11 protein-coding genes are annotated in these 13,655 nt (G+C 71.7%); 5 read left to right on the top strand and 6 right to left on the bottom strand.

Translation table 11 applies throughout. From position 1 onward, the window contains the following. Positions 1–25 precede the first annotated feature (25 nt). Positions 26–895 (bottom strand): ribokinase, encoded by an 870-nt coding sequence (locus JHE00_RS09685; RefSeq protein ID WP_200317123.1) that lies wholly within the window; start codon positions 893–895, stop codon positions 26–28. Positions 896–1,308: 413 nt separating this feature from the next. Here JHE00_RS09685 and JHE00_RS09680 point away from each other — a divergent pair, with 413 nt between their 5' ends. Beyond that, positions 1,309–2,070, top strand: a complete 762-nt coding sequence (locus JHE00_RS09680) for a TetR/AcrR family transcriptional regulator (RefSeq protein ID WP_200317121.1) — start codon at positions 1,309–1,311, stop codon at positions 2,068–2,070. Here the strand turns inward: JHE00_RS09680 and leuS are convergent. Continuing rightward, positions 2,054–4,903, bottom strand: a complete 2,850-nt coding sequence (gene leuS / locus JHE00_RS09675) for a leucine--tRNA ligase (protein ID WP_200317119.1) — start codon at positions 4,901–4,903, stop codon at positions 2,054–2,056. The two genes, JHE00_RS09680 and leuS, sit on opposite strands and share 17 nt — an antisense overlap. 180 nt (positions 4,904–5,083) lie before the next feature. After that, a complete protein-coding gene (locus JHE00_RS09670; protein ID WP_200317112.1) occupies positions 5,084–6,181 on the bottom strand; it encodes an esterase-like activity of phytase family protein in 1,098 nt (365 codons plus the stop codon). 66 nt (positions 6,182–6,247) lie between these two features. On the opposite strand from JHE00_RS09670, the gene JHE00_RS09665 reads away from it, so the two are divergent. Beyond that, positions 6,248–6,676 carry an SdpI family protein gene (locus JHE00_RS09665; protein ID WP_200318284.1) on the top strand — a complete coding sequence of 143 codons (429 nt, stop codon included), beginning with the start codon at positions 6,248–6,250 and terminating at the stop codon, positions 6,674–6,676. A 14-nt stretch (positions 6,677–6,690) separates the two neighbouring features. Here JHE00_RS09665 and JHE00_RS09660 read toward each other — a convergent pair whose 3' ends face one another. After that, positions 6,691–7,314 carry a YqgE/AlgH family protein gene (locus tag JHE00_RS09660; RefSeq protein WP_307831872.1) on the bottom strand — a complete coding sequence of 208 codons (624 nt, stop codon included), beginning with the start codon at positions 7,312–7,314 and terminating at the stop codon, positions 6,691–6,693. A gap of 155 nt (positions 7,315–7,469) precedes the next feature. Here JHE00_RS09660 and JHE00_RS09655 point away from each other — a divergent pair, with 155 nt between their 5' ends. Genes JHE00_RS09655 through JHE00_RS09645 form a run of 3 tightly spaced genes read left to right on the top strand, consistent with a single transcriptional unit; the run spans position 7,470 to position 10,879 of the window. Beyond that, complete coding sequence (locus JHE00_RS09655) at positions 7,470–8,654, top strand: MFS transporter (RefSeq protein WP_200318283.1); 1,185 nt, start codon at positions 7,470–7,472, stop codon at positions 8,652–8,654. Between the two features lie 9 nt (positions 8,655–8,663). Next, positions 8,664–8,936, top strand: a complete 273-nt coding sequence (locus JHE00_RS09650; RefSeq protein WP_200317108.1) for a YbaB/EbfC family nucleoid-associated protein — start codon at positions 8,664–8,666, stop codon at positions 8,934–8,936. A 29-nt stretch (positions 8,937–8,965) separates the two neighbouring features. Continuing rightward, on the top strand, positions 8,966–10,879 hold the full coding sequence (locus tag JHE00_RS09645) for a TNT domain-containing protein (protein WP_200317106.1): 1,914 nt from the start codon (positions 8,966–8,968) through the stop codon (positions 10,877–10,879). On the opposite strand, the gene JHE00_RS09640 is transcribed toward JHE00_RS09645, so the two are convergent. Beyond that, positions 10,876–12,180 (bottom strand): sensor histidine kinase, encoded by a 1,305-nt coding sequence (locus JHE00_RS09640; protein ID WP_307831871.1) that lies wholly within the window; start codon positions 12,178–12,180, stop codon positions 10,876–10,878. The two genes, JHE00_RS09645 and JHE00_RS09640, sit on opposite strands and share 4 nt — an antisense overlap. After that, entirely contained in the window at positions 12,177–13,622 is a 1,446-nt protein-coding gene (locus JHE00_RS09635) for a CCA tRNA nucleotidyltransferase (RefSeq protein ID WP_200317104.1), read from the bottom strand. The genes JHE00_RS09640 and JHE00_RS09635 overlap by 4 nt, the downstream gene beginning before the upstream one ends. Positions 13,623–13,655 lie beyond the last annotated feature (33 nt).

The following is a 13,655-nucleotide window of genomic DNA, read 5'->3' as shown; positions in this document are numbered from 1 at the left end:
TTCCTCCAATGAACCCCTTGCGGCCTCACTGTAGTTCGGATGCGGCCGGATACGAGGGCTGCGCACCGCGCCGAGTGACCGACACCGCCGCCACCCGCACCGCACTTCGAACGGCGTCGGCCAGCGTGGACCCGTCGGCCAGCGCGGTGGCGAGCGCGCCGGCGAACGCGTCGCCCGCGCCGGTCGTGTCGACGGCCTCGACCTCGGGCGAGGGCACCTCGGTCGTCCCGTCGGCGGTGACCACCACGGCTCCGCCCGCGCCCCTGGTGACCACGGCCGAGGACGGCCCGAGCGTGAGCAGCCCGGCCGGATCGGCGGACCGGTCGCCCAGCAGCCACGCCGCCTCGTGCTCGTTGACCACCAGCACGTCCAGCGCCGCGAGCGTGCGATCGGCGAGCTTCGCCGCTGGCGAGAGGTTCAGGACCGTGAGCACCCCGGCGTCGGCGGCCGCGGCGATCGCGTGCTCGACAGTGGTCAGCGGGATCTCCAACGACGTGACCAGCACCCGTGCTCCGTCGAGCGCGCCGTCGACGTCGGCGGGCTCGAGCGCGTGGTTGGCGCCGGGGGAGACGAGGATCGAGTTCTCGCCGTCGGGGGTCACGGTGATGTAGGCGACGCCGGTGGGGCGATCGACGGTGCGCACCAGGTGGGTCCGCACCCCGGAGCCGCGCAGCGAGTCGAGTAGCAGCCTGCCGTTGCCGTCGTCGCCGATGGCGCCGAGCAGCGCCACGTCGGCGCCGAGCCTGGCCGCGGCGACGGCCGTGTTGGCCCCCTTGCCGCCCGGCAGCGTCTCGGTGTCGCCACCGAGGACGGTCTCCCCGCCCCCCGGCCGACGTTCCGCGGCAACGACAAGGTCGGCGTTGGCCGATCCGACGACGAGCACCTGTGCGGTCACCGAACCAGCGTGCCACGAGACCGCCCCGGATCGACCCACGACCTGGGGGCTTGTACATACGTGAATTTCTTTGTAACTTTCCCGGGCCCTGATGCGACAATCAGGCGAGTGTTCGCACCGCTACTCACTCGTTCAGGTGAGTTCGGGGTCGAAGCGTCATTGCGGAGACCACGCGAACTCTTCACAGACACCACCGCGTTCGCGCGGGGTGTTGTCCGGCCCCCGGTCCCCAGGACCCAAGTCGGGCATCGGGTCGCCGGCACCGGTCACGTAGCCCCCCGAGTGATCGGTGCCGGCGGCGCCCTGAATCCCAGGCCCGCACGGCCACCACCAGCTCCCGCACACCTGCGCGCGCAGGTCCTAAACTGCGCATAGTCCAGGGCGGACGACAACACAGCTCAGCGGGGTGCGCCATGAACAGGCCTGTACGCCGGGGCCGCGAACGCGCGGCGACCGACCGGGAGATCCGGCAGACGGCGCGGGCCCTGCTCGTGGACAACGGCCCCGAGGCGGTGACCCTGCGGGCGATCGCCAGGGAACTCGGCATCACCGCACCCGCGCTGTACCGCTACTACGGCTCGCGCGACGACCTGATCGAACACCTGCGCATCGACGTCATCTCGGACCTCGGCGACGAGCTCGCCACCGAGATCGCGGACCTGCACGGCGGCGGGACCGAGCAGCTGTTCGCCATCTGCAAGGGCTTCCGCCGCTGGGCGCTGACCCACACCAAGGAGTTCACGCTCGTCTTCGCCTCGCCCACCGGCGGCGTCGGCTCGGGGCCGAGCAGCGTGGCGACGCTGCGTCAGGTGGCCGAGCCCTTCGGCAGGGTCTTCCTGCTCGCCGCGGGCCAGGTGCTGGTCGCCAACGACATCGCGCTGCCGACCGACGAGGCCGTACCCGCCGAACTGCGCGACGACCTCGCCGCCTACCGCGACTCGCTGCTGCTGGTGATGGCGGGCTCCGGCGTCACCGTGCCCACCGAGCGGCTGACGCTCGGCACGACGTATTTGATGATGCAGTTCTGGGCCCGGCTCTACGGGCACGTCACGCTCGAGGTGTTCGGAAACTACCCGATCCCGGTGTCCAAACCGGACGCCCTGTTCGACGCCCTGCTCGCGGACCTGGCCCGCGAGATCGGCCTGGACACCGGGTCGGTCACAGAACCACGTTGACGAGGCGGCCGGGCACCACGATCACCTTGCGCGGCTCACCACCGGCCAGCAGCGCGACGACCTTCTCGTCGGCCAGCGCCGCGGCCTGCACGTCGTCCTTGCCCGCGTCGGCGGCGACCGTGATGCGCGAGCGCACCTTGCCGTTGACCTGGATCGGGTACTCCACCGTGTCATCGACGAGGTACTTCTCGTCCGCCACCGGGAACGGCCCGTACACCAGCGTGTCCGGGTGGCCGAGCCGGTGCCACAGCTCCTCGGCGATGTGCGGGCACAGCGGAGCCAGCATCAGCACCAGCGGCTCGGCCAGCGAGCGAGGCGTGACGGCCGAGGCGCCGTAGACCTTCGTGACGTAGTTGTTCAGCTCGATGAGCTTGGCGCCCGCCGTGTTGAACCGCAGCTCCGCGTAGTCCTCCCGAACCCCCGCGACGGTCTTGTTCAGTCGCCGCAGGTCCTCTTCGGACAGTGCGTCGTCACTGACCCGCAGCTCACCGGTCGCCTCGTCGATCACCAGCCGCCACAGCCGCTGCAGGAAACGCTGCGCGCCCACCACGTCCTTGGTCGCCCACGGACGGGAGAGCTCCAGCGGCCCCATCGACATCTCGTAGAACCGGAAGGTGTCGGCGCCGTACTCGTCGGCCATCGCGTCCGGAGTGACGACGTTCTTGAGGCTCTTGCCCATCTTGCCGTACTCCTGGCGGACCTCCTCGTCACCGAAGAAGAACTTGCCGTCCTTCTCCACGACCTCGTCCGCGTTCACGTAGAACCCGCGGGAGTCCACATAGGCGTAGGCCTGGATGTAGCCCTGGTTGAACAGCTTGCGGTACGGCTCCAGCGACGACACGTGGCCCAGGTCGTACAGCACCTTGTGCCAGAACCGCGCGTACAGCAGGTGCAGCACGGCGTGCTCCTGACCGCCGACGTACAGGTCCAGCCCGCCCGGGTCGTTGACGCCGTGCTCGGCGGGCCGGGGGCCCATCCAGTACTGCTCGTTCTCCGGCTCGACGAACCGCTCGGAGTCGGTCGGGTCGATGTAGCGCAGCTGGTACCAGCACGAACCGGCCCACTGTGGCATCACGTTGGTGTCGCGGCGGTACTTCTTGGGCCCGTCGCCCAGATCCAGCGTGACCTCGACCCACTCGGTGGCCTTGGCCAGCGGCGGCTGCGGCTCCGAGTCGGCGTCCTCGGGGTCGAACGTCTTCGGCGCGTAGTCCTCGACGTCGGGCAGCTCCAGCGGCAGCTGGTCCTCCGGCAGTGCGATCGGCGTGCCGTCCTCGCCGTAGACGATCGGGAACGGCTCGCCCCAGTACCGCTGCCGCGCGAACAGCCAGTCGCGCAGCTTGTACTGCACGGTGCCCTCGCCGTGGCCGTGTTCCTCCAGCCACGCGATGATCGCCTTCTTGGCGTCGTCGACGTCCATGCCGTTGAGGCTCAGGTCCTCGTTCGACGAGTTGATCGCCGGGCCCTCGCCGGTGAAGGCCTCGCCGTCGAAGCCCTCGCTCGGCTGCACGGTGCGCACGATCGACAGGCCGAACGCCGTCGCGAAGTCCCAGTCGCGCTGGTCCTGCGCGGGCACGGCCATGATCGCGCCGGTTCCGTAGCCCATCAGCACGTAGTCGGCGATGAACACGGGGATCTGCTCGCCGTTGACCGGGTTGATGGCGAAGGAGCCGGTGAAGACGCCGGTCTTCTCCTTGTTCTCCTGGCGGTCCAGTTCGGACTTGCGGGAGGCCTCGCGCCGGTAGTCCTTGACGGCGTCGGACGGCGTCGCGGCGCCACCGGTCCAGCGCTCGTCGGTGCCCTCGGGCCACTCGCTCGCCGTCAGCTGATCGACCAGCGGGTGCTCGGGCGCCAGCACCATGTAGGTGGCACCGAACAGCGTGTCGGGCCTGGTCGTGAAGACCTCGATCCGCGCGTCACCGGCCGCGAAGCGCACGTTCGCGCCGCGCGAGCGGCCGATCCAGTTGCGCTGCATCGCCTTGATCTGCTCGGGCCAGTCCAGCAGCTCGACGTCGTCGACCAGGCGGTCGGCGTAGGCGGTGATGCGCATCATCCACTGCCGCAGGTTCTTGCGGAACACCGGGAAGTTGCCGCGCTCACTACGGCCGTCGGCGGTGACCTCCTCGTTGGCGACGACCGTGCCGAGCCCGGGAGCCCAGTTGACCGGGGCGTCGGAGAGGTAGACCAGCCGGTGGGAGTCGATGACCTCGCGCTGCTCGGCCCGGCTCAGCTCGCCCCACGGGCGGCCGTCCGGAGTCTCCCGGGTGCCGTCCTGGTACTCCTGCTCCAGGTCGGCGATCGGGCGGGCCTTGTCCTGCTTCTCGTCGTAGTACGAGTTGAAGATCTGCAGGAAGATCCACTGCGTCCAGTGGTAGTACTCGATGTCGGTGGTGGCGATGCGGCGGCGCTCGTCGTGTCCGAAGCCGAGCCTGCGGATCTGGCTCAGGTACCGCTCCATGTTGGCCTCGGTGGTGGTGCGCGGGTGCGTGCCCGTCTGCACCGCGTACTGCTCGGCGGGCAGGCCGAACGCGTCGAAGCCCATCGTGTGCAGCACGTTGCGGCCGGTCATCCGGTGGAACCGGGCGAACACGTCGGTGCCGATGAAGCCCAGCGGGTGCCCGACGTGCAGGCCCGCGCCGGAGGGGTACGGGAACATGTCCTGGACGAACAGCTTGTCCGACGGCAGCTGCGTGCCCTCGTCGGCGAGCGGGCCGACGGGGTTGGGCGCGTGGTACGTGCCGTGGTCGGTCCAGTAGTCCTGCCAGCGCCTCTCGATCTGCCCGGCCAGCGCCGCGGTGTAGCGCTGAGCCGGAGTCGTCTCGGTGCCGTCTGTCATCGCCGAACCTTCCCGTGCTTGATACCTGCCCCAGAAACAACGCGACCCCTCAGCCACAGGGGCGTGAGGGGTTCGCCGCACCGGCCGGAGCTTCTCCGGTCAGTGCGGCCGGCTAAGGAGCAGGCTGGCCGAATGCACGGGTTTATGGTAGCCGCTCCGAGCCACGCGTTTTTCTAAGGCCTACCTCAACGCGAGGGCGATGACCTGCGTCACCTGGTTCGCGGAGAAGTTGTCGTCGCTGACGAGCAGCAAGCTGCGCTCACCGGTGGCGAGCCGAGGGCCCCACGTCATGCCCTCGATGTTGTCGACGTGGGAGAGCGGCAGGTCGGCGAGGTCGGCGACCAGCCGCTTGCTCACCGGTCGCATGTGCCGGGCCTCGGCGAGCGAGCCGGTGCGCAGCACGTTGGTCGCCCCGCTCGTGTCGATCTCGAAGATCCGCACCCGGTTGCCCACGCCCGCCGCGTACGCGCGCTCCAGCACGAGGTGGCGCGTCGGGTCGCCGGGGTTCGACGCCAGGATCGACGTCACGCCGTTGTTGGCGGAGCCACCGGGCGAGGGCGCCGCGAAGATCGGCTCCTGCGGGTAGGCGTACTGCGCGAGTACGGGACCGACCCTGCCCTGCACGGTGATCCGCGAGAGCGCGCCGTGCTCCGGCGTCGCCTCGGGCCCGTCCTGCAGCAGCGGACCCTCCATCGCCGTCACCACCAGCGCGCCGTGCGCGGCGAACGTCATGGCCTCCAGTGCCTGGTTCTGCCGGGGGCCTGCCGTCTCGGTCATGCGGTGGTTAGCCGGAATGGGCAGGTCACGCACATACGCGCCGGTGCGCGTCGCCTCCCCCACCGACGGATCGGCGAGCCCGGTCTCGCCGCGCTCGCCCTCCTGGCTCCAGAGGTAGCCGCCACGCCACGGGTCCACCCGCAGCTCCTCGGGATCGACCGAGTTCTCCGGGTAGGTCTCGCCGTCGGGGCCGGTGAACGGGTGGGTTCCGGTGAAAACCACGTCGCCGAGCCCGTCGGCCGTGACGTCGATCCTGGCCGTGTAGAAGCGGGCGGGCTGCCGCTCCGAACGGTCGTCGCTGATCAGCACGTAGTCGCCGGTGCGTGGGTCGCGGTCGATGCCGGAGAGACCGCCGACCGTGGTGCCCTCGAAGCTCAGGCCGGTCGGGACGGTGGTCTCGCCGAGCACCCGGACTCCCCGGGAGTCGGCGGAGGCGGGGACGGCGACGAGGGACAGGCAGAGCGCGCCGAGCAGGCCGCTCGCGATCAAGGTGCGGGACATGGCGTTCAGCACACAGGATCCGGGTGTCGACAAGGTGACCGTGGGATGGCACGTATTCTCGGTCGCGTGTTCGTGGTCGCGTTGATTCCCGTCATCCTCGGCGTGCTGGTCGGCTGGGGAGGTTTCCTCGGCCTGCGCGAGAAACTTCCGGCCAAGCGCGGCGCCGGGGTGCGCACCGCGGCCACATTGCGCAGCGACGAGGCGTTCCGTGTCGCCAACAAGGTCGCCGGACTGCCGACGATCGCCGCCGGCGCGGTGGGTGTGCTCGCCGGTGTGGCCGGTCTGGTCATGCCCAGCACCCTCGGCGTCATCATCGCCACGGTGCTCGGGCTCGCCGGCATGTTCGCGCTGGTGGCGGGCGGCGGCGTGCTCGGTCACCGCGCGGCGAGCGCCGTGCCGGAGCCCGAGCCCGAGGTCCCGGCCGGGTGCGCGGGCTGCCCGTGCGGCGGCTGCGGGGCGCTGACCGGCGCCAAGACCGACGCCGCCACCTCCTAGCTGTACCTAGCGGCTCAGTTCCGCTGCAGGTCGCCGGGATGCGTGGCCAGTAGCGCCGTCGGCAGGCCCTGTCGGCGCAGCACCTGACCCCACAGGTCGTGATTCGGCGTGGCCAGCACGTCGCTCGGCAGCGCGGGCACGATCAGCCAGTCGCCCCTGTCGATCTCGCCAGCCAGCTGTCCCGCGTCCCAGCCGGCGTAACCGGCGAACACCCGCAGCCCTCGCACCTTCGGCACCAGCTCGTCGGGATCGGCGTCGAGATCGACCAGCGCGACGGGCCCGCGCACCGCGATCACGCCGGGCACGCTCGCCGCCGTCTCGCCCGTACGCAGCGCCGCCAGGCACAGCGCCGTCTTCTTCTCGACCGGCCCGCCGACGAACACCGCCTGCGGTTCGACGACGTGCTCGCCCCAGCTGGGCAGCACGTCGTCGACCGGCACATCACTGGGCCGGTTGAGGACGACCCCGAGCGTGCCTTCGTCGCGGTGGTCGATCACGAACACCACGGTCCGGCGAAAGTTCGGGTCGAACATCGTGGGGGCAGCGACCAGGAGTGTTCCTGGCTCAACCTCGGCGTCCGCTCGCACGCGTCCATGATCCCACTCGCGTTGTCGCGTGGAGTCACGGTGCTGTGTCACTTCGCAGCGCAAGCCGCGAACCCGGACCGGGCCTAGGCTGAGAACTCGTGACAACGGGAACACGGCCGGGAACGCGGCCGGGCGCGCGACTGGCCGCGCCTGGCGCTCTGCTCGCCATCGGCGAGTTCCGCAAACTCCTCTACCTGCGCTTCTCCATGCACTGGGGCGACGGCGCCTTCCAGGCCGGCCTCGCGGGCGCGGTGCTGTTCAACCCCGAGCGGGCGGCCGACCCGCTGACGATCGCGGGCGGGTTCGCCGCACTGCTGCTGCCGTACTCGCTCGTCGGTCCCTTCGCGGGCGCGTTGCTCGACCGCTGGGACCGCCGCCGCGTGCTCGTGCTCGCCAACGTGCTGCGCGGGTTCGCGATCGTCGCCGCGGCGGCGGGCCTCGGCGCCGGACTCGAGGGCGTGCCACTGTTCTCGCTGGCGCTGCTGGTGATGGGCATCTCGCGGTTCGCGGGCGCCGGACTGTCGGCCTCGCTGCCCCACGTCGTGCCACCCGAGCGGATCGTCACGGCCAACGCGTTGTCGGCCACCGTCGGCGCGACCATCGCCGTGCTGGGCGGTGCGTGCGCCATCGGGCTGCGCGCCGTGTTCGGCGCGGGCGACACCGGATCCGCGTGGACCACGTCGTTCGCCGTGCTCGGCTCCGTGGCCGGCGCGGCGCTGGCGAGCCGGTTCGCCCGCGGCAGCCTCGGCCCCGACACGGTGGACGAGCCAGCCAACGCGCTCGCCGCCGTGGCCTCGGGTCTCGCCTCCGGCGCCAGAGCTGCCGCGCGGACGCCGAGCGTGCGGGCCGGGCTCGTCGCGCTGCTGGCCCACCGGGCCGCGTTCGGCATCTCGCTGCTGCTCACCGTGCTGCTGATGCGCTACTCGTTCTCCGACATCGGCCCGCTCAAGGCCGGGATGCCCGGAATCGGCCAGCTGGCACTGATGGGCGGGGCTGGCATCCTGCTGGCCGGGGTGTTCACTCCGAGATTGGTGGCGCGGTTCGGCAGGCGCGGCACCGTGGTGTCGGGACTGGCCGTCGCCGCGCTGGCGCAGGCCGCGCTCGGGTTGCCGCTGGTGCTGCCCACCGTGTTGCTCGCGGCGTTCGTGATCACCGCCGCCGGCCAGGTGCTCAAGCTGTGCGTCGACGCCGCCGTGCAGCGCGACATCGGCGACGAGACGCGGGGCCGGGTCTTCGCGCTCTACGACACGCTCTTCAACACCACCCAGGTGGCCGCGGTGTCGTTGGCGGCCGCGTTCGTGCCGCTCGACGGGCAGTCGCCCGCGTTGCTTTTCGTCGCGATCGGCCTCTACCTGGTCGGTATCGCCGGATATCTCATCGCCACCCGTTAGGGTGAGCGGGTGACCATAGCTGGTAACCCAGCGTCGGCGACCGTCACATCGCGAGACGGTCTCGTCCGCGCCACCGTTGATTCCACCGGGGCACTGACCGGGCTCGAGTTCGCGCCGAGCGCGTTTGAGGGCACCGACCCGGCCGCATTGGCCGAGACGGTGCTCGACGTCGTCCGCCAGGGCGCGACCCGCGCCCGGCAGGACGAGGGCCCCACGGCCGCTCCGCCATCCGTGCCCCCGCGGCCGACTCCCAGGCGCCACCGGAGCACCCGGAAGGTTTAATTAAGGTGAGGTGACTCCAGGGGGGACTCGTGCGCTATCGAGCTGAGGTGGCCGACCGACCCGACGCGTTGTACGCGCTGTGGAACGGCCGGATTTTCCGAGCCAGACGATCGACCGCGGACGAGAGCGTGCTGCTCGTCGCCCCGGCCGGCGAACCGCCGGAGGGCTTCGACACCGAGTGGAACGGATCGCCCGCGAAGGTCGTGCCGGCCGCCGAGGCCAACGCGACGTTCGCCATCCACACCTACGCCAGCTACGACGACGAGCCCTACCGCGTCGAACCGCGCTCGGGAGCCGGTGAGCTGACGCTGCGCTGGGCAGGCCGCGACGAACGCGTGGCCGCCGAGCTGGGCCTCACCGACTTCACGGCCGCCACCGACGACCCGGAGAGCCTGAGCGTCCTCTGGCAGGAGCGGCACGACTTCGCCGAGGAGGGCGCGCCGCGCACCACACCGGGCAGCGGCGACACGCAGGCGCTGCTACGGGCCATCGGCCGCACGATCCTGAGCTTCCTGCCGTCGGGCTGGCAACGCGTCGGGGCGCAGTTCCGCCAGGTCGGCGACTACTCCGAGCTCGAGGTGCGGGCCGTGGCAGGCGACGTCGCGGTGTCGCTGTCGGCCCCGCCCGAGCTGGGCCAGCTCTTCGCCCAGCTGCGTTCGGCGATGTACGAGCCCGACACCGGCACCTGGTTCCAGGGCACGTTCACGCTGGACTCCGGCTCGAACTTCGACTTCGACTACGACGCCGACACCGAGCCCAGCTGGCGGCTCGCGCCCGCCGGCCGCACCACGGCCCGCAGCTACGAGGCCGAACTCGGCTACTACCCGCGCAAGCACGCGCCCGCCTGGCTCACGGCGAAGGCGGGGCTCCCGCTGGACGTGACGTTGCGGCACGCAAGGGTGGTCGACAGCCACGCCGAGGGCGAGAAGCCCGTGGTCAACCGCCCGCCGGTGCCGCAGGACGAGGCGCAGCGCATCCTCGGCTACCTGTACCGCGCACCGGTGGCGGCCGGACGGCCCGGCTCGCTGCCGGACATCTTCGTGCCAGGTGGGCCGCCGAACGTGCCCGACGCCTTCCACACCGACGGCGTGTGGGTCTGGCCCGCCGCCGTGCCGCACTACCTGCGCAAGTACGGGGTGCCGCCGGAGGCCGACCTGCTCGACCACATCCGCGCGCAGGACTACCGCACGCCGTACGTGCCCCGGCGCGTCCGCGCCACGGCCGAGGCCGAGGTCGCCGGACGACCGCATCCGCCCCAGACCGCGGAGGACCTCGCCGAGCCCGACGCCGTCACCCGCGTCGAGCGCGGGCAGGAGCCCAAGCCCGCACTGCGGGCGTCGGAGGTGCTGGCCGTGCTGCGCACGCGGCTCGCCGAGTACGGCGTCGCGCAGAGCGCCTACCGCGTCGGCGAGCGCGCCGACGGCGCGTGGTGCCTGAGCCGCACGCCGCAGGGCTGGGAGGTGGCCCGCTACGACGGCGGTGAGCCGGTGGAGCCCGCCTACTTCGCGCGCGCCCAGGAGGCCGCGCAGGCGCTGCTCGGCGCGGTGCTGCTGCTGCCGGGCCGCACCAGGCTGGGGGCTCCGGAGGACGCCGAGGCCCACCCGCACGTGTCGGACTGGCCGATCATGCCGCTGCGGGGCGAGCCGCCGCTGACGTACTTCCACGGCAAGCGCCTGGTCACGCTGCCCGAGGGCACGGTCGTGCTGCGCTACGGCAACGAGGGCGGCAACGTCGTGCACCCCGAGGGCACGCCGTTCCAGGAGACGTCACTGGCGTTCGACCGCGAGAACGAGGTCCACCACTACGAGGTGCGCAGGCCGCTGCACGTGCTCACCGGCGTCACCCGGCCGTGGGGGCCGTTGCCCGGCGGAGCGGTCGCGTACCTGCTGCCGAGGGCGATCGGGCACCACGTCGAGAGCGGCGCGCTCGAGCGCAGGTCCTAGCGCGGCACCCAGAGCGTCACGCGCGTGCCGTTGCCCGGCGCCGACTCGACCTTCGCCGTGCCTCCGACCTCGGCGAGGCGGGCCACGATCGACTCGCCGATGCCGAAGCCCGGCGTCCGGTCCTCGGGGACGAAGCCGGCGCCATGGTCGCGGATGATCGTCGCGATGCCGCCGTCGCGCTCCTCCACTCGGACGATCGCGGTGTCGGCGCCGGAGTGCTTGAGCGTGTTGCGCAGGGCCTCCCGCACCGCGTCGCGCACGGCGATCTGACGCACCTCCGACAGCGTCTCGCCGTCGGGCTCGGCCGCGACGAGCTGCGCCCGCAGCCCGTCCCTGGCCATGTCGGCGGCCAGGGCCGCGAGCTTCTCGGCGAGCCTGCCGCCCTGCCCGCCCGACTCCGACTCGAGCCTGGCGCGCAGCGCGATCGCCTCGGCTCGCGCGATGCGGCGCAGCCGCTCGGCGTCCCCGTCGGTGCCGTCGCCCGGCAGCGCCATCGCCTCGAGCGCCTGCAACGCGGTGTCGTGTAGGTACCGCTGTTGCACCGCGCGCTCGGCCAGGCGTCCAGTGCGGATGCCGTAGGCGAGCGCCAGCCGCGTGCCCAGCCCGAGCAGCACGAGCGCGGCCGTGGCGGTGAGCAGCACCCCGAGCGTGGTGCCGAACTCGGTGAGCCCCGCGCCGAGGTCGAAGCCGTCGCCGGACAGCCACGACATGGCCGCCCTCAGCGGGATGCCGAGCACGGCGAGCGCCGCCCCGAAGCCGACCCCGAGCGCCAACGTCAGCAGAGCCACCGCACCGAGCAGGTGCTTGCCGGGCACGCCGGCTGCGCTCTCGAGCGACTCCGGCGGCACGGTCGCACCGATCACGAGGTTGGCCACGAGCGTGAAGACCACGTCGAGCCCGAGCAGCAGCGCGGCTGTGGCGTCGCGATACGCCGAACGGCGCAGCAGCCAGTGGGCGCCGAGCAGGTTGAGCACCACAGAACAGGCCGCGACGGCCGCCACCGGGGCGAGCCCCGCACCGCCGCTGCCGGCGAACGTCGCGAAGGCGCCCGGGACGGCCAACAGCCGGTAGGCGATCGGCACCAGTGCGACGTTGCGCGCCGCGCGCAGCAGCAGCCCGTCGCGAACGCCGGTGTCGACGGGTCCGGCGAGGTGCCGGAGCCTACGGCCGACCCGCATCGGAGCCGGGTCGGCCAGCTCGTCGGAGAGCCCGGTGGTGGAGCTGGCCAGCACGGGCGCGCCACCGCGCAGCAGCGCGCCGAGGAAGCTGCCACGCCTGCCCGCGGGCTCTCCCGCGGTCACTCCGGCGGCTCGATGCCCTGCTCGGCGGCCCACCGGCGCAGCTCGGTGACCGCCTCGTCGTGGTCGAGCGGGCCTCGGTCGAGCCTGAGCTCCTTGAGGAACCGCCACGCCTGGCCGACGAGCGGACCCGGCGGCAGGCCGAGCAGCTTCATGATCTCGTTGCCGTCGAGGTCCGGCCGGACGGCCTTGAGGTCCTCGTCCTCGGCGATCCTGGCGATCCTGGCCTCGAGCTCGTCGTAGGACTTCTGCAGCGCGGCCGCCTTGCGCCGGTTGCGAGTGGTGCAGTCGGCGCGCACGAGCTTGTGCAGCCGGGGCAGCAGCTCGTCCGCGTCGGTGACGTAGCGGCGCACGGCCGAGTCGGTCCACTCGCCCTTGCCGTAGCCGTGGAACCGCAGGTGGAGGTACACGAGCTGGGAGACGTCGTTGACGACGTCCTTGGGATACCGCAGCGCACGCAAACGTTTGCGGACCATCTTCGCGCCCACGACCTCGTGGTGGTGGAAGCTCACGCCGCCACCCGGTTCGAAGCGGCGCGTGTCCGGCTTGCCGATGTCGTGCAGCAGCGCGGCGAGCCGCAGCACCAGGTCTGGCTCCGACGTCGGCTCGTGGCTGGACTCCAGCTCGATCGCCTGGTCGAGCACGGTCAGCGAGTGCTGGTAGACGTCCTTGTGCTGGTGGTGCTCGTCGATCGCCAGCCGCATCCCCGGTACCTCCGGCAGCACGTGCTCGGCGAGGCCGGTGTCGACCATCAGCTCGATGCCCCGCCTCGGCGCCACGCCGGTGAGCAGCTTCGACAGCTCCGCCTGCACCCGCTCGGCGGTGATGCGCTCGAGCTCTCCCGACATCTCGGTCATCGCCGTGACCACCCTTGGCGCGGGCTCGAAGCCGAGCTGCGCCACGAACCGCGCCGCCCGCAGCATCCGCAGCGGGTCGTCGGCGAAGGACTCCTCCGGGGTGGCCGGGGTGTCGAGCACCTTGCGGGCGAGCGCCTCGAGCCCGCCGTGCGGGTCGATGAACGTCTTCGTCGACAGCTCGACCGCCATGGCGTTGACCGTGAAGTCGCGGCGGACCAGGTCGCCCTCGATCGTGTCGCCGAACGACACCGCGGGCTTGCGGCCGACCCGGTCGTAGACGTCGGCGCGGAAGGTGGTGATCTCCAGCGTCGAGCCTCTGCGCGAGACCCCGACCGTGCCGAACTCGATCCCGGTGTCCCAGACGGCCTCGGCCCAGCCGGAGACGATCGCCTGGATCCGGTCGGGCCTGGCATCGGTGGTGAAGTCGAGATCAGGAGACAGCCTGCCGAGCAGCGCGTCGCGCACACTGCCGCCGACGAGGTACAGCTGGAACCCCGCCTTGGCGAAGCGCGCGGCGAGCTCGTCGGCGACCGGCGAGATGCGCATCAGCTCCGTCACCGCATTCTGCTTCGCGGTGGTGTGATTCACGCCGATCCCACCCCCGACGCGGTTCCCTTACAA

The organism is Prauserella cavernicola (genome assembly GCF_016595675.1).
In the GTDB taxonomy this organism is placed as follows: domain Bacteria; phylum Actinomycetota; class Actinomycetes; order Mycobacteriales; family Pseudonocardiaceae; genus Prauserella_A; species Prauserella_A cavernicola.
This window is presented reverse-complemented; position numbering and strand designations above follow the sequence as displayed.